The 16,784-nt window shown below is 34.2% G+C and carries 14 protein-coding genes and 2 pseudogenes; 4 read left to right on the plus strand and 12 right to left on the minus strand.

From position 1 onward, the window contains the following. From GKP30_RS14960 to GKP30_RS14990, 7 genes and pseudogenes are all read right to left on the minus strand, one after another. A pseudogene (locus GKP30_RS14960) lies at positions 1-774 on the minus strand (hypothetical protein); the annotation flags it as partial. 142 nt (positions 775-916) lie between these two features. Continuing rightward, the gene (locus tag GKP30_RS14965) at positions 917-2,077 is read right to left on the minus strand and encodes a YhgE/Pip domain-containing protein (RefSeq protein WP_216830264.1); all 1,161 of its coding nucleotides are present in this window, start codon (positions 2,075-2,077) and stop codon (positions 917-919) included. A gap of 78 nt (positions 2,078-2,155) precedes the next feature. Then, positions 2,156-2,791 carry a TetR/AcrR family transcriptional regulator gene (locus GKP30_RS14970; RefSeq protein WP_216830265.1) on the minus strand — a complete coding sequence of 212 codons (636 nt, stop codon included), beginning with the start codon at positions 2,789-2,791 and terminating at the stop codon, positions 2,156-2,158. 93 nt (positions 2,792-2,884) lie between these two features. After that, positions 2,885-3,424, minus strand: a complete 540-nt coding sequence (locus tag GKP30_RS14975; protein ID WP_216830266.1) for a hypothetical protein — start codon at positions 3,422-3,424, stop codon at positions 2,885-2,887. A gap of 316 nt (positions 3,425-3,740) precedes the next feature. Beyond that, positions 3,741-3,953: a hypothetical protein gene (locus tag GKP30_RS14980; RefSeq protein ID WP_216830267.1), complete on the minus strand. Its 213-nt coding sequence runs from the start codon at positions 3,951-3,953 to the stop codon at positions 3,741-3,743. A 154-nt stretch (positions 3,954-4,107) separates the two neighbouring features. Further along, positions 4,108-5,532, minus strand: a complete 1,425-nt coding sequence (locus tag GKP30_RS14985) for an OmpA family protein (protein ID WP_216830268.1) — start codon at positions 5,530-5,532, stop codon at positions 4,108-4,110. 469 nt (positions 5,533-6,001) lie between these two features. Further along, positions 6,002-6,142 carry a hypothetical protein gene (locus GKP30_RS14990; RefSeq protein ID WP_216830269.1) on the minus strand — a complete coding sequence of 47 codons (141 nt, stop codon included), beginning with the start codon at positions 6,140-6,142 and terminating at the stop codon, positions 6,002-6,004. 406 nt (positions 6,143-6,548) lie between these two features. Between GKP30_RS14990 and GKP30_RS14995 the strand changes: the two genes are divergently transcribed. Next, positions 6,549-7,106: a DedA family protein gene (locus tag GKP30_RS14995; RefSeq protein WP_216830270.1), complete on the plus strand. Its 558-nt coding sequence runs from the start codon at positions 6,549-6,551 to the stop codon at positions 7,104-7,106. A 275-nt stretch (positions 7,107-7,381) separates the two neighbouring features. Next, positions 7,382-7,537 (plus strand): hypothetical protein, encoded by a 156-nt coding sequence (locus GKP30_RS15000; protein ID WP_216830271.1) that lies wholly within the window; start codon positions 7,382-7,384, stop codon positions 7,535-7,537. Positions 7,538-7,661: 124 nt separating this feature from the next. Here the strand turns inward: GKP30_RS15000 and GKP30_RS15005 are convergent, their stop codons facing one another. The 4 genes from GKP30_RS15005 to GKP30_RS15020 form a co-directional block, all read right to left on the minus strand. Continuing rightward, complete coding sequence (locus GKP30_RS15005; protein ID WP_216830272.1) at positions 7,662-7,862, minus strand: hypothetical protein; 201 nt, start codon at positions 7,860-7,862, stop codon at positions 7,662-7,664. Positions 7,863-8,012: 150 nt separating this feature from the next. Then, positions 8,013-8,534 (minus strand): GNAT family N-acetyltransferase, encoded by a 522-nt coding sequence (locus tag GKP30_RS15010; protein ID WP_216830273.1) that lies wholly within the window; start codon positions 8,532-8,534, stop codon positions 8,013-8,015. A 506-nt stretch (positions 8,535-9,040) separates the two neighbouring features. Continuing rightward, positions 9,041-10,963, minus strand: coding sequence for a ribosomal protection-like ABC-F family protein (gene abc-f / locus GKP30_RS15015; RefSeq protein WP_216830274.1), 1,923 nt, complete (start codon positions 10,961-10,963; stop codon positions 9,041-9,043). A 1,157-nt stretch (positions 10,964-12,120) separates the two neighbouring features. Next, complete coding sequence (locus GKP30_RS15020; RefSeq protein ID WP_236035118.1) at positions 12,121-12,591, minus strand: hypothetical protein; 471 nt, start codon at positions 12,589-12,591, stop codon at positions 12,121-12,123. 488 nt (positions 12,592-13,079) lie between these two features. Between GKP30_RS15020 and GKP30_RS15025 the strand changes: the two genes are divergently transcribed. Together GKP30_RS15025 and GKP30_RS15030 are read left to right on the plus strand one after the other, a co-directional pair. After that, complete coding sequence (locus tag GKP30_RS15025) at positions 13,080-13,898, plus strand: ATP-grasp fold amidoligase family protein (RefSeq protein WP_216830275.1); 819 nt, start codon at positions 13,080-13,082, stop codon at positions 13,896-13,898. Positions 13,899-14,063: 165 nt separating this feature from the next. Continuing rightward, positions 14,064-14,885, plus strand: coding sequence for an ATP-grasp fold amidoligase family protein (locus tag GKP30_RS15030; RefSeq protein ID WP_216830276.1), 822 nt, complete (start codon positions 14,064-14,066; stop codon positions 14,883-14,885). A 791-nt stretch (positions 14,886-15,676) separates the two neighbouring features. Here GKP30_RS15030 and namA read toward each other — a convergent pair. Continuing rightward, positions 15,677-16,684: pseudogene (gene namA, locus GKP30_RS15035) on the minus strand (NADPH dehydrogenase NamA); the annotation flags it as partial. Positions 16,685-16,784 lie beyond the last annotated feature (100 nt).

A 16,784-nucleotide genomic window follows, 5' to 3' on the forward strand; every position in this document is an offset into this window, starting at 1 on the left:
AATGCTTTTGATTACTTGTTGCGGACCATTCTCATAATACTTGAATTGTACCGCGTCATTGGTGTTTAGGTTTTGTACTTGTTTTTGCGCCTCTTCTGTTAATTGATATGCCTCATAGCCTTTGCTCGTTTTGATTTCAACGGTGTGTGGATCGGCTAACCCGATATATGTCCCTGTTTCCGTTTTAGTTTCTTCTTTTTGTTGATTCTGCTTCTGTTTTGTAATGCTTTTGATTACTTGTTGCGGACCATTCTCATAATACTTGAATTGTACCGCGTCATTGGTGTTTAGGTTTTGTATTTGTTTTTGCGCCTCTTCTGTTAATTGATACGCCTCATAGCCTTTGCTCGTTTTGATTTCAACGGTGTGCGGATCGGCTAACCCGATAAATGTTCCCGTTTCCGTTTTAGTTTCTCCTTTGTCTTGATCCTGCTTCTGTTTTGTAATGCTTTTGATTACTTGTTGCAGACCCTTATCATAATACTTAAATTGTACCGCGTCATTGTTGTTTAGGGATTTTACTTGTTTTTGCGCCTCTTCTGTTAGTTGATATGCCTCATAGCCTTTGCTTGTTTTGATTTCAACGGTGTGCGGATCGGCTAACCCGATATATGTCCCCGTTTCTTGATGTAAATCCATCTCCTGTTTTTCTTGTTCTATATGGTGCGGTTGGTCACTTCCTGAAAATATATTACTTGAAGCGTTTACCACTCCTATTCCCCCAATAATTACTGCAGCACTAACACCTATAACAATGGATCTTATTTTTTTCATCTTCATGACCTCCTGTTGTTTTATGTCAACAACTATAGTGTAAGATTTCATTGTATCGGTGGAATTGTCGCTCTGTAACAATTTTGTTACTAAAAAAACGGGGTCTGACCCCCGCTGCGCTAACGCGTTAACACAATGGGGGTCAGACCCCCTGATTATCCATTCGCTTTTTCAAAGGACTCTTTGTTAAATCCTTTTGTCTTAAGGAAAAAATAGAAAGGGTAATAACTAGAAGAAAAGCTATCCCAATTCCCATAACAACACTTAACGATTGCTTAAACGTGCCCCCTCCATTAAAGAAGAGAATATCCTTAAACCCCTCCACATGAAAACGAATTGGAATCCAGGAATAAACTCCATAATAATAGCCATTAGATAACATTTCAGGCGGAACTTGAACTAAGGCGGGTCCAAAAAGCCAAATGATGATAAGAATTGGCCACCCTTTAAATCCAAACCAATTTAAAACTGAGCTTTGAATTAAGAAAAAAACGAATGCTGTCAATAAAATGAAAAATAAAAGAAGTCCTGCATTTGTCACCTCAAGTCCCATAAACACATTTACAATAATATAGGCTAAGATTGTTTGAAAGATTGATAGCACAAGACCAGAAACCAATTGTGTACTTACAAAAGAGCCAGGCTTTTGTGCAGGACGATGCATCCCAAGCCATACCATTAAAGCACCTATTAAACTACCAAGCCAAATCAATACAGTAAATATCATTGGAAGCTGCCCTTCTTTACTGCTGCTTGGAGCATGGATTTGAGTGGTGTTTGCTGTTACTAAGTTACCTATTAATAGAACATCATCTGGTGATACTTGAATGTCATTCGCAGCGTAACGAACAAGTAATTCATTTCTTATCTCGGCATTTTGTTTTGAAACAACGCCTTCAAGGATGGAACTAACTATCTGTGCTCCTTGAAGATTCATTCCTTCATTTATAAAAATGTCCATCGTTACAGGATGAAATGTTCCCTCCATTAAAGAACTTAAACTTGAAGTGAAATCCACTGGAATATGAAGAGCACCGTATACTTCTTTTTTCTCTAAGCCTTCCATCATCTCTTCATAGTTGGAATATAAGACCCATTCTACCTCTTTCATTTCTGTCGACATAATTTCAGACTCCACTTGCTCAAACATCTCTCCAGTGTCACTTGAAATAAATCCTATTGGTAAATTCTTAACTTCAGTAAATATGACTGGACCAAAGCTGGCATACGCTAACAACATTTGAATGACAAAGACAAATATAATCACACCAATAAAATTTTTACTTAAAATAAATTTTTTCATTTTCCTTCCTCCCTTTAGAGAATATATTTCATTGAACAATCAATGAATTAAACAAGTAAAATAATTGGTCTCCTCCTTTTATGACGGAGACCAAGTTTTTACTGTATGATCCACTAACATACGAATGTAATCTTCCTCTTCTTCCAATCCAAATATAAAATCTTTGTTCATAATTAATATTTGAACAATATATATGGTAATCGAGTTGGAAAATTGCATAAGCATCATTCTTGGATCGAGGTCCTTTACTTTATTTTCCGCAATATAATGGTTCAAAATGTCCACTGCAAAATCGATCGTCTCTTTAAATTGGTTAAAGAAGCTATTAACAGTATCTGACTCCAAAATATGACTTTCTCTAAATAGGATAAGAATGTATTCTTTGTCTTTCGTTGCATATTTAAATATAATTTTCGCGATATTAAACAAAAATTCGTCTACAGGCATTTCCTTATGAAGGGTAGACACAGCTTGTTGCATGCCAATAAGCTTTCTTTCGGATTCCTCTTCAATAAGAGTAAACAGGATTTGTTTTTTACCTTCAGGGAAGTAATGGTATATCAATCCGTCAGCCATACCGATAGATTGATTAATCGATCTTGTTGTAGTTGCATGATAGCCTTTTTCTGCAAACAATCGTTTGGCAGATTGAAGAAGCTCATTTCTCCGTTGTTGAGCCTGCTTTGCACGTTCTGTCATTTTCTTATCTGTCATTTCATTCACCGCCTGTTCAATGAAATAATATCACAAGAAAAAAATAAGTGCAATAAACGATCCTTACGCGTAGTCCAGTAACATTATACATCCCTATTCAAATACTACTTTAATCTCTGAAGCATTATATGTGTCTCTTTTAAGCTCAACCATGACATGCCACTCTGCCATATCATCTGTTGTGTATTGGGGGACAATTCTTTTGACACTAATATCAACAAGGCTTTTATTACGTTTGATGTCAGTAATAATATGGCGAATAGAACCGCTATCTTCTTGTAATAACACAAACACAACAACATTATCTCTGAAAAAAACATCGTCATATTTATCTACTGCATCCAAAAAACCAATGGTTGAATCAGAATATACTACTTCCTTTTTTTCTAAATCGTAGGCATCCTTGTTGTCGATATAATACGTGCTTAATTCTTCGGTTGAAGTAACCAAAGAAATGGTGGGATAGCTCTTTCCGTCTGTAAATGCATTTGTACGAATATACTGAACTTCAAAATCCAAATTTACTTCTTCATCCAAGTAATTTTGTTCATTTGTATCATGAGAGCAACCCGTAACTGTAATAGTGAATAATAATACTAACATTAACCCAAGAAAATAAATATTAAATTTCATTTAGCGTACCACCATTATTTTTTATTTTTTCACTACAATGTTTAAACGTTCATTCCTGTCTTCGCATGAATAATCTCTTTTTCTAAATCTTCATGAGTGATTTTAGTTCCATTATTACTAGAAATAGAGTTTTTGCACTAAAAGTTTGTTCATTACCCCTAAAATGACCGTCATAAAAATTCTAAATATTGCATGATCAGTATACACTTTAAAAATAAAAAAGTTTTACAAGTTGAACTCACCTTGCTCACAGTGAAAAAGCGTCCCTGCAACATTGCAGAAACGCCTTCAGAGGCCACCTCTAATTTAATTACACTTATACATTTCTATCTTTTTTCAGTCCTTCAATTTCTTTTTTCAACTCTTCAATTTCATTGTGTAATTCTTCGATTTTCAAGTCTTTTTCTTGGCTGGATTGTTTTCCTACAAACTTAATTACGTTGACAACCAATGCAATAACAAACATTAAAAAAAATAAAATAACTAAAAAAGTAACTAATAATCCGATATCTCCGTTAACAAATGACATAACAAATACTCCTATGACTTAAATTAGGGTCTCTCCCTTAGTATGCAAAATGAATTTGTTAATCTGATAGTACCATAACTTCATCATAAATTGAACGGGGTCTGACCCCCGCTGCGTTAACGCGTTAACACAATGGGGGTCAACACAATGGGGGTCAGACCCCCTGCGGATTAATAACCAATTCAACTCGACGGTTTTGCGCTCGACCTTTTTCATCTTCATTCGAAGCGATTGGTTTCGTTTCACCGTAACCTTCTACACGATACTCCAAATGATTGGTATCACCATTTTCCAAAATATAATTCATGACTGCAGATGCTCTTTCTTTTGATAAATTAAGGTTATAAGATGGATCTCCTTGACTATCCGTATGTCCTCTAATTTCAACTACAGTCCCAGCTTCCAGTGTCGCAAGTGTTTCTAGTAGACTATTTAGTACTTCTTTGGCTTCGGACTTTAATTCACTTTCATCAAAATCAAACAACATCTCATCTGAAACCGTCATCATCGTTTCTTCTTTGTCTGTCGTTAACGAGATATCTTCTGGCACATCTAATTCAGGGGTTTCTGGATATAAGATTAACTCAACACTATTGCTACCATCACGCCGCTGAACAACATAATCACCTTCTATGTTTTCAAATTTCTCTCCATAGACATTTATTAGTTGTGTTGTGAGTTTTGATCTCTCTGTATCTAAAGTGTAGATCTGTAAAAATCCTTCTTTTCTTAACGTGTTATAGTGAACCATAAAATCAAAACTACCATCTGGATTTACAAATGCATAAGGTCTTATGATTTGATTTTGTGACATATGATGTCTTTCTGAAGACCAGTATTCAGCTGAAAGTCTTGTTCCTTCTATAAGATTCGAACGACCCTTAACATAAATATATCGATGATCATTCGTTACGTCGGCTTCGATCCATATGTTTGTATCACCGTAATCTTCTGGCTTCTCTGCCCGTATTGGTACATCAAAAGAGTATTCAGTAACATCATCCTGCAGGAATACAGCTGTTTCAATTCTTGCTTCCTTAATAATGTCGCCATGGTAGCTTTCTTCAGTGTAAATGAGTGGTCCTTCCAATTTTGAATTGAATTCACCGTAATGTTCCTGTATATCGTCCTGCTGATTTGCTTCTAAACTAATAATTAACCTTAGATTATTATACCTTCCTGGCTTAAGTTCAGCGCGGAAGTTTCCATTCTCATCTACCGTTACCCGTTCACCTAATGGAACCTGGGTAATCGTACGTTGTATCGTTTCTGCATATAAACGAACCGCTGCACCAGGTATAATGTTACTACTTCCCTCAACAACAATATGATCACCTTCGATAAACGCATTTGCATTCATTTCAATCTGTAGATTTACGTTTTCTTGCTCCTTAACTTCTTCCGTAAATTGTGGTTCTTCCACAGTCTCTTCTATCTTTTCATCTATATTAGTACCTTCTTGTTGGGTCGTTTCCTCAAGCATGACTTCTTCCTCATCAATAGCATTGCATCCACTAACAATTAGTAGCAATACCAAACCTACCAATAATAGATGAAACGGCATAAGTGTTCGCATCATTCTCTTTCCTCCTGTATAACTTTGTTAGAATTATTCAGCTAGTACTAGAACATTACTAGGTACATTGAAAAAACTCAGTTACTAGTCCCGCTGAGTACAGGAATATCAAATGAATCATCCTATAACATCCTGCACAATAAACTTTACATCCTCGTTGCCCTTCCTCTTCCACCTGGCTCCAGATGACCACTTCACTTAAATACTTAAGGCAAGAAGAAACTTGTCGAATACCTCCTATCAATCTAAATTTGCAAAACTTCTAAAATTTCATGTACATGATTTGGGTTATGTAAAAGGCTAAGAGAATGTATTTAATACGTTATGTTCAAAACTAGTCTCGTTAATTATTATTAAAATTGTATTTATTGTCAATCAGTGGAATATCTCTAAAAATAGTTTTATAGATATTTGAGGTCATTTCATTAAATTCACGCCTGAAGACCTAGGAAAAATAGTACACCTTTCATTATTAAAGAAAATCCGATCCTCCATCCACTTGTTTCAATGATTGTGGGATGGATTGAAGACTATTATAGATGTCAAAAGTAAAGTGCGTTGAATGTGTTGCAGGGTATTTAGCAGTATTACTTCTTTGTTGGTAAAAAATCAAGAGACCTTCTCCTTTCTCTCCTATCTTAAACACTTTTTAAAATTCCTTAAGGAAATCTTAAGATTTATCCTTTCTTTTTATTAAGAAATTTCCCCTAAAATGAAGTCAAAGCAGAAATAAATAGCTTTAGGTGGGAATAGGCGAATTTACTAATGTGATTGTAAAAAATGAATTGTATTTGTGACGTGCTTATTTTAAAAAAGATGCCGCCCAGATTATAGAGCTCAACATGCTAGTAGGCTTTACTTGAAAATAAATGTGCTTGAAAAAACAAGTAATGTTATTACTTTCCAATAATAACTCCACTTGAGTTCATTATTAATAAGTAATTTTTCCAAGCGTACAAATTCAATTTGTTGGTCGGAATTTATTGTAAATACCTTTCTTAGTAGGAGGAGAGAAAAATATGTTTTTCATATTTCTTTGGTTTTGGTTAGGAGGATTTATAGCCCCCGTGCCGAATGAAGTTATGATATTAACCATTAGTAGTACCAATAACAATGAAGCTTATCCCGTATTGCTTTTCATCGTTATTTTTTGTGGACTCATAGCAGGAAATACTACCTGTTACCTTGTAGGTAGATACTTCGGATCATATATTTTATCGCGACTAAATCAAACAAAATATTTCCATACAGCAAAATCACTTCTTGATATTTTTAACGAAAAAGTTCTATTGGTAACCTATTTCATGCCTGGTATTCGTAATGCAGCTGCGGTAATATGCGGAACAAAGAGGCTTCCTTTTGCTAGGTATGCAATATACTCATATTCAAGTATTTTTATTTGGGCAGTATTATATTTTACACTCGGTCAGCTTGTACCTAATCCTGTTGTATTATGGGAAAAAGTTGATGGCGTTCCCCTTCTAGCAGGTACAATTATATTGGTTTGTTTTGCGCTCGTGAAAATCTATTTACCAAGGAGGAAATCGGTTGAACTCATCTCGAATCCTCGTCATTGATGACAAGAAAGATATTCGGAAATCCGTAAAAATATATTTAAAAAAAATGAAGGATACTCAGTCGAAACAGGCAAAGTGGCCTAGAAGCCATAAAAAACTGGAAGAGATGAATATCGATTGCATCATTCTAGATATGTGATGCCAAAAATTGACGGCATGGACTTCACAATCCTGTAAAAGAGGAACTTTCCCTTAATGTTAATTGAAATTATTGGATATACCGACTGTTTAGTGTAAATAATAACAGTGTTATAAAAAAATAAGGAGGGACTTGTATGCAAAACCAAAATCCGAAACAGAACTTGGGTGCTATGATGAATTCAAATTCTGCTGGAACTGATCCTCAAAAAGTAAAACAGGAAATTCAAAAAGATGTAAGCCAAGGACAAGGCGCAATCACTTCTCGTGAAGCAGGAGCAATGCGAAAATAGAAAATCCCCTCTACTTAAGCAATAAAAAAACACACCAATTATTGTGCTAATTGGTGTGTTTCAAGTATTTATTTGTCACCATTTCATAGTTCCTGTTTTATATCATTTATTTCCTTTCTTTCGGCTAATTCTTCGTTGGAAGAATACAAATAGGTAGTGGAATAGTAATCCACCCTAAACTTTTAACAAAGCTATTTACAGCACGTTGTTTATTATTTTCAATTTGCTGCTCAACCATCGCATCATATTGTCTTCTTAGTTCACTTTCACTGAGTTCTTCTTTTTTACCTTCACTATTTTTGAATTTTGGGTGATATTCTCTCATATTTTAATAATCTTCAAATGACTTTTTCAAAAAGTACCACATATAATTAATGTCGTCTGAATGAGCAGTCTCGTTGTACTTTGCAACAAATATTTTTTTATTAGTTGATCTTCTTCAACACTAGTTCCAGATTGCAGAAGGTCGAAAATCTTATGTGATACTATACAAATACTTATAAACTTCGTGTTGTTCTCCTTTATAATCTTCGATACTTCTATTATGCAGTTTAAATGAACATTTTTCTAAAACCTTACGAGAAGCAATATTATCACCACGGCAGATACCCCAAATATGAGTGATACCAAGCAGTTTGGTGATATCTGCAACAAAAGCCATTACCGCTTCTGTTGCATAACCGTTTCGTGTATAATTTTCAGCTATATGGTAACCAATTTCCCATTCATTATTTTCCAATGGAACAGCCTGAACATATCCTATATTCTCACCGGTTTTAAGAATAATTGGATAAACTAGGGGGCCATCATTTTCACTATCATAACACTTCATTAAAAACAATATGGTTTCTCGTGTTTCCTCTAAAGTCTCAAACACTTCGTCTGGTACAAATTTACGATTATTTTCATCCAAAGAATTATGGTGTACACTTTCAACCATACTTTCATCGAATATAGTAATAACTAATCTACCTGTATCTATTTTTAAATTTCTCATTTATAATTCCCCCTAATATAAATAATGTATAATCTGAACAACCCAAGTTAGGTTAAAAGCTTCTTGCACTATCACACTCATTAATTTAAGTACAACTCTTCACATATAATGAACTTTTTACTTATTTTCATTCTTGAAATTACTTCAAGAATGTTCTGCTCTAAGCCCCAAAAATTCTTGCTTTCTACCGACCTTCTAAGGGCTTTTATTAACTAACTTTTTTTGTTGCTATCCTAGTATTTCTGACTTATAAATCCTTGAACTTTCACCCCAAGGACGATACCCTATCCCATTAGAAGTAAATCCATATTTTTCATAATATCCAATGTGATTTGTACACAGATACAAATGAGAAAAACCTCCCTTTTCGTATCCTCTTTTGCCTTCTGTAGTAGTAACGTATTATCATTTCAACTCGCCTTAAAAGATAAAATATTAATATTTCGTAAAAGAATACATTTACCTTTTTAACATTCACCGTCGCTTTGTCATTTTAGCACTTTAAATTAGCTACTAAGTTTTAACCATAAATCCATGTACCTATTTAGTTGATTACTTAGATTAGCCTTTTTCAAGTACAACTCATTTAAATCTTCATAAGCTAACCCTTGCTTAAGCATTATCGAGTCAATCTGTGCTATTTCTTTTTCAAGTTCTTCAATCTTATTTTCACATTCAGCTATTTCATGTCTTTTCTTAATTTCTTTATCATCACTTTTAGCTAGTATCACTTTATCTGTTTTTACAGCTATTTCTTTACTAGTCTTTAGGTTAAACTTAACTTTTTCAGTTTTATAATACTCATAATTACCTAGATAACTTTTAAAGTTTTTATTTTCAACCGCAACAACCTGATCACAAATTTTATTTATAAAATAGCGATCATGAGAAATAATAAAAATTGTTCCACCAAAATGCTCTAATGCTTCCTCAAACGTTTCGATTGATTCAATGTCGAGATGATTGGTAGGTTCATCAAGAATTAGTAAATTTACATCATTATATAAAAGCATACTTAGTTTAAGTCTAATTCTCTCGCCACCTGATAAATGCTTTACTTTTTTAAAGACACTACTACCATAAAACATAAATTTTGAAAGATACTCCCGAGCTTTCCCTTCTAGAATATAAAAATTTTCTCTAAAGCATTCAAGAACAGTTTGTTCCTCATTATTAAAAATAATTTTTTGTGGTAAATAAGCTGGCATCACATTTGCACCTAACTCAACCGTGCCTAAATCTGGACTTTCCTCACCTAATAGTAATTTTAAGAAGGTTGTTTTACCACTTCCATTTGGACCAATTAACGCTGAGCGTTCACCATATCTAATTAGTAAATTAGCATTCTGAAAAAGAACTTTATCAGCATAATTTTTTGATAGATCACAGGCCTTAATCGTTTCTTCCCCTGATCGCTCGTTAACCTTCAAGTCTAGTTTCATATTTTGCTTTACAAATTTAGGTTTTGAAATTCGATCCATTTTTTCGAGCTTTTTTTGAATACTTGCTGCCCGCTTAAAAAACTTATTGTTATCAGCTCTTTGTGCCCAATCCCTTAAATCTTTAATAGACTTTTCCATTGCCTTAATTTGCTTTTGCTGTTCTTTAAAATCTTCAAATTGAAGAAGCATTCTTTCTTCTTTTTCTTTAGTAAAAGTAGAATAATTACCTTTATAAACTTCACATTCCATGTCCTCAATTTCAATTATTTTCGTTACTACCTTATCTAGAAAGTAACGATCATGGGATACGAGTATGACAATCCCTTTATAACTGTTAAGATAGTTTTCTAACCACTCTACCGAATCCATGTCTAAGTGGTTTGTTGGCTCATCTAGTAATAAAATATCTGGGTTCTCAATCAAGATTTTCCCTAAACCAACAATCGTTTTTTCTCCACCACTCAAAAAACGAAATTCTTTGTTTAAAAGGCTGTCAGTAAACTTCAACCCTTTACATACTTTGTTCAATTTTTCTTCGACTTCATATCCTCCCTTAAATTCATATAACTGCATTAGTTCACTATAACGCTTCATCACTTTCTCTAATTCTGCGCCTTCTAAAGCACGCATTTTCTTCTCTAATTGTCGCAACTCATTTTCAATGAGGTGAACTTCTTCAAAAGCTAAATGTAATATATCTATTACTCTTAACTCTGAAGGATATTCAGGTATTTGTTCAAGATAAGCCTTTGTTGCAGATTTTGGCACGGAAATCCACCCTTCATCATAACCAAGGTTTGATGTTAAGCCCGCGTAACAATTAAGCTTTTCTATTCCAGCTATTAACTTTAAAATCGTACTCTTTCCACTTCCGTTTGCACCAATAACCCCAACTTTTTCTCCTTCATATATATGAAAGGTAATATTCTTCAAAATAAGATTTGCACCCATATATTTTTTTACACCGTTTAATGATAGCTCTAACATTTTCATTCCCTCTTTCACTAATCTTTGAAATTATGCCCGTACGAAAAGGCAGAAAAAGGTACTTGTGTTTTTCTTTTAATTACCATAAAAAAAGACCATAAGAAGATAATCTCTTCTTACAGTCCATAACATTATATTATCAAGCAAAATAGTACATACGGGATGTATAAAACCCTCCGAATGCTTAAGTTTTTTTACAGAACCTAAAAGCCGAACATATTCTGTAAAAAATAATATATAGTATGATAAAGTAAGTTACCTTCTAAATGCCTAATTCTATAAGAGCACAACAAATAACCTAAATAATATTAGGCAAATTTCGCTCATTACAAAATTGATATTAATTTCAAAAAATTAATATTAGCAATTAGATGGTGTCATAACTTACTTTCCCCCTTCAATAATTTCCTTTATTGTACTACCTTTTCTATTCATTGTATATATTTTTTCTTGTTTCATTTTATAGCTTAATAAAATCCCCAGCAAGTAAAACCCCTTAGGCCCCTGCTTCTTTTAAAACCCTGCGATACGCACTCTACATAACCTCACTATAGGATTTAGAAGGAAGACCTCCCCTATTATTTTTGTTCATCACTAATGTACCCTTTAATAATAGAATTCACACGATAACAAACACCAGGATAATTGCGATAACTTTCCTCCCCATCGTTATGACAATAGGCCTCACATTAATAATCCCGTAAAATATGCGAAGGATAGAGAAAACAAAATCTTCATTTCAATTCGTCTTTCTTTTTATATTTTTTCTAAAGGTACACCACTAAACCCACAAATAATTGCTGCAACAGTAGTATCCATTATTTTTTGTCCCTCCTCCTTAAATCTACTTCTAGCATACAAGAGGTGGCAAATATGGTGAAATTTTTCTGAACACTTTGTGACGTTGTTGGAAGGGGCTTTGTCGTGAAGTTGTGATAAAATCACAGGCTAAATCATAAAAAAATTCAAATTTGAAATTGCTTGTAGCACAGAATCCGTCTACTACACAGTAATCAATGAAGGTTTTATTGATATTTATTCCTCTCCAAATAATGAACTCGTTACTCTGATACAGCAATAAAAAACACACCAATTATAATGCTAATTGGTGTGTTTCAAGTATTTATTTGTCACCATTTCATAGTTCCTCTTTTATATCATTTATACCCTTTTTCTCGGCTAATTCTTCGTTGGAAGAATACAAAGATAGGTAGTGGAATAATAATCCATCCTAAACTTTTAACAAAGCTATTTAAAGCACGTTGTTTATTATTTTCAATTTGCTGTTCAACCATCAAATCATATTGTCTTCTTAGTTCTTCCTCACTGAGTTCTTCTCTTTTAACTTCACTATTTTCGTATTTTGGGTGATAATCTCTCATATTTTTGTAATCTTCAAATGACTCGACATAAGTGTTCGGTGAAACATAGTCAGCCACCGCCATGAAAGCAAAGACACCCCCACCAATCACCATTATTAAAGTAATGAACGCCACAGCATAATGATATACTTGCCTAATCACATCTTCCCGCTCCTCATTATTCAATTTGTATAGCTGCTTGCCACCTACACCGAGTAATAAGACAAATGACCCAACTAACAAAACACCGAAAATAATAAACGCCATTTCCTCACCTAACTTTACTAAAAGAAATATTGAACTTAACATGAGGGTAAACGAGGTCTTTCCCGACTTCATCTTGTTAAAATTACATCCCTTACTTGCAATTTTCCATCGGTACTTAATTCAAATTTACCATTTTTTATCATTACAATCTACATAATTTTTTCGTTATTTAGTCAGCTTTGTTAATTAATTTTTAAAGATGATATTCTAATCCTTCCCACTTTAACAACTTACTTCTAACCACTAACTACTTAATTAAAATCCACCAAACCCAATGAGGCTGTCCACCGTAAAATCTACCCACAACGAAACATTTACTACTTCCCGAATGTGGTATTGGAGACGAGAACAGTCTGTTTCATACATTTCAGTGTGCTGCAAAACCGTTATTTCGTCCAAACACATTAAAAATGTAAACATATGTTGAAATAAAGGTTTTTTAACCATTAATTTAACAAGTGAAGTTGTAGAAAGGACGGGTCTAATTCATGAACGATAATCTACCTAGGCTGATCAAAAAGTATAAGAAAGTACTAGGGTATGAGCCTAATATAAACAATCCACAAACCTTATCCGAGAAACTCCTATGGATTAGAATAAACGGAAACCTGGAACGCTTTGCTAATTACACAGACAAATATGCAGTACGTCAGTTTATTAAGAAAAGAATTGGAAAACAGTACCTTGTTCCACTCTACGGTGTATATAACCACGTAGATCAAATAAATTTTCGCTCACTCCCTAGAAGTTTTGTACTGAAGGCTACCCATGGCTGCGGTTGGAATATCCTCGTGAAAGATAAGTTTAAATTAGATTGGCTTAATGCAAAAAAGCAAATGAATGAGTGGATGAATACGAATTATTTTAACAAGACTGGAGAACGTCATTATAAACCTCTAAAAGGGCGAGCCATTATTGAAAAGTACTTACAGGACCCTACTGGTGACTTAAAAGATTACAAATTTCATTGCTTCCATGGAAAACCAATGGTTGTGAGAGTTATGGGAGATCGTTTTGGTACACTTAAGGATCAAGTTTACGATATGGAATGGAAAGAACTACCTTTTGAATCACTAGAGCGAAACCCATATTCCGCCCCCCTCGAACGGCCAATACGATTTACAGAAATGGTAGATGTAGCACAAAAACTTTCTCGAGATTTTGCGTATGTTCGTGTTGACCTCTACCATACAAATAATAAAGTTTACTTTGGTGAATTGACATTTCTACCAAGTGGCGGTGTCTCCAAAAATCCATATGAATATCAGAAATGGTTAGGTTCGCATCTTGATTTAAGTCGGTATTGAGTTTTCTAACTAGGTTGGTGTTACTTATGAATATTGAAAATGACATGGTAAAAACAAATTCAAGCTACTCCTTCGTTATGAGCTTAAAATAAATAACTTTTAGACTAGCTCGGTTCATTTTTGGAATTGAGTCGTTATTAAAATTTTAATAAAGGTTGGGTTTATATGGAGGATGAACTTTTTAAAGTAAAAAAGAGATTTAGGAGGATGTTTGGATACGAACCTAACATTCACAACCCTAAAATCATCTCTGAAAAATTACTTTGGGTTAGACTTAATGGAAAATTAGAACGGTTTGCAATGTATACGGACAAATATGAGGTTCGAAAATATATAAAAAAGAAAATCGGCAAAGAATATTTAGTTCCAATGTACGGAGTGTATAACCATATAAATCATCTGAATTTACGCATACTCCCTCGTACCTTTGTACTAAAAGCTACCCATGGCTGTGGTTGGAATATTCTGGTCAAAGATAAATATAAATTAGATTGGGACAAAGCAAAGAAACAAATGCATAAGTGGATAAAAATGAACTATTATAATAAGACTGGAGAACGTCATTATAAACCACTGGTAGGTCGTGCAATTGTTGAAAAGTATTTAAAGGATCCCTCTGGTGATTTAAAGGATTACAAATTTCATTGCTTTCATGGAGATCCCCTAGTTGTTAGAGTGATTGGAGATCGTTTTGCTTCTCGAAATGAAGGAGTATATGACATCAATTGGAAAGAACTCCCTTTTAACTTTAGAGGTAAACATTTATATTCTAAACCACCAGAAAAACCAAAACAATTTAATGAGATGATAGATATTGCTCGAGAGCTTTCCCAAGACTTTGCCTATGTTCGTGTTGACCTTTATAATACAAATAATAAAGTATACTTTGGAGAATTAACCTTTTTGCCCAGCGGTGGGGTGTTCCCAGAACCACTAGATTACCAAGAGTGGCTCGGAGCTTATCTAGATTTAAATCGTTATTTATAGAATTTTGTTTTTGCTAAATCCTTAATAACCTCAAGTACCTATTTGATGATTTTCTAGCATTCTAAGGTCGATGTAGCTTCATTAAATAAAATAATCTTTGGCTACATTGCTAGTGCCTAGAAATAGCGACTCTCTGTTGCTGTCCTCCGATAATTCATTCCATTCAGTTATTTTTTGCTTGTTCTGGAATACCTACTCTTTCTAGCAGCTCCATGGGCAGCTGTTTTACTTCTTTCTTCGGTTGTTTTCATACCAAAACCGGTGCCAAGGTGATATTTTGTATTACATTAATATGAGGAAAGAGGTTAAACGAATGAAAAACGAACAATCTTTATCTGAATTACTTCTTTTTTAACTCGATCATTTCTGCCCTTTACCCAATCCAAGTGTTTGTGCTAACTAATGGCTGTGAGGAAATAACTAAAAGTTACATTCTGCTTTATTTTTATGGGACCGTGGCGAATTTGCTTAAGAAAAGAAAAGGAATATGGTTGCTGAAGATACTATTTGGGCGCAGTGGTTGGAGGGATAAATATTGACGCATTTCTTTAGTTCTTGCGAAACTAAAGAAGCAAGAGAAACGTCCCCTTGCTTTTCATAAGATCTAACAGGTCTTTGCCATATAAAATTTCATATGCTCTAATTGGAAGTATTAAAACTCCTTAATAACTAAAGGAATTCCGCAAAAAAAATTCCCTCATTTCCAAATGCTAATTCCTTTTTGGGGCTAACGATTCCTTCCCCGGTACCCATCTCTGATTGAAAGCTTCCTTTTCCAATGGCAACGCTTCTCTCCACGCTCTATCATATTGTTTTGGCGCCTCTATATTAGCACCTAATGTGACTGCAGCCCTTAATGGCCAATAAGGATCGCGTAGTAATTCACGAGCTATAAAAATTAGGTCCGCTCTTTGATTTTGCAGAATTTCTTCTGCCTGAATTGCACTTGTTATTAATCCTACAGCACCAGTAGCAATGTCTGCATCATGCTTAATTTTTTCTGCAAGTGGAACTTGATACCCTGGAAATACATTAATATGTGCAGGTACTACTGCTCCAGAGCTACAATCGATTAGATCAACACCTTGCTCTTTCATTCGCTTAGAAAAGTAAATAAAATCATCCATAGTATTCCCTTTAGTGTTATATTCGTCTGCAGAAATACGAACAAATAGTGGTCCATCCCATTCACTATTGATAGCTTCAATAACTTCTTTTAAGAAACGGTAACGATTTTCTCTTGATCCTCCATACTCATCGGTTCTTTTATTTGATAACGGGGATAAAAATTGATTTATTAAATATCCATGAGCCCCATGAATTTCTATTAAATCAAATCCAGCTTCTTTAGCTCGCCGTGCCGCATTTTTAAAATCTATAACAGTTTGTATTATCGTATCAGTTTTCATCTCTTCGGGAATTTTTTGACCATCTTTATAAGCTAGAGCCGAAGGGCCAATCACAGGTCCTTCGATGTTAGCTTTTCGTCCTGCGTGGGAGAGTTGTATGCCTATTTTTGATCCATTTTCATGTACACTCTTCACAACTGACTTTAAACTATAGATATGTTCGTCACTCCATATACCTAAGTCTAGCATGGAAATTCTTCCTTGAGGGTTAACTGCTGTTGACTCAGTAATAATTAAACCCACTCCACCTATTGCCCTACTAGAGTAATGCACCTTGTGCCATTCTGTAGCTCTACCATCTTCATTAAAAGAGGAGTACATACACATTGGAGACATTACTAGTCGGTTTTTTAAAGTTATGTCCTTAATTTGATATGGCGAAAATAACATGCACAATATCATTCACTCCCAATAATTTTTTTTGTATTTAACCAATTAAAAATTCTAAAAGTTCAGACTATTTTTTAATCAAGAAGCCTTTTTATATTAA

The sequence above is a fragment of the Alkalihalobacterium elongatum genome, assembly GCF_019024285.1.
Classification (GTDB): Bacteria; Bacillota; Bacilli; order Bacillales; family Bacillaceae_F; genus Alkalihalobacterium; species Alkalihalobacterium elongatum.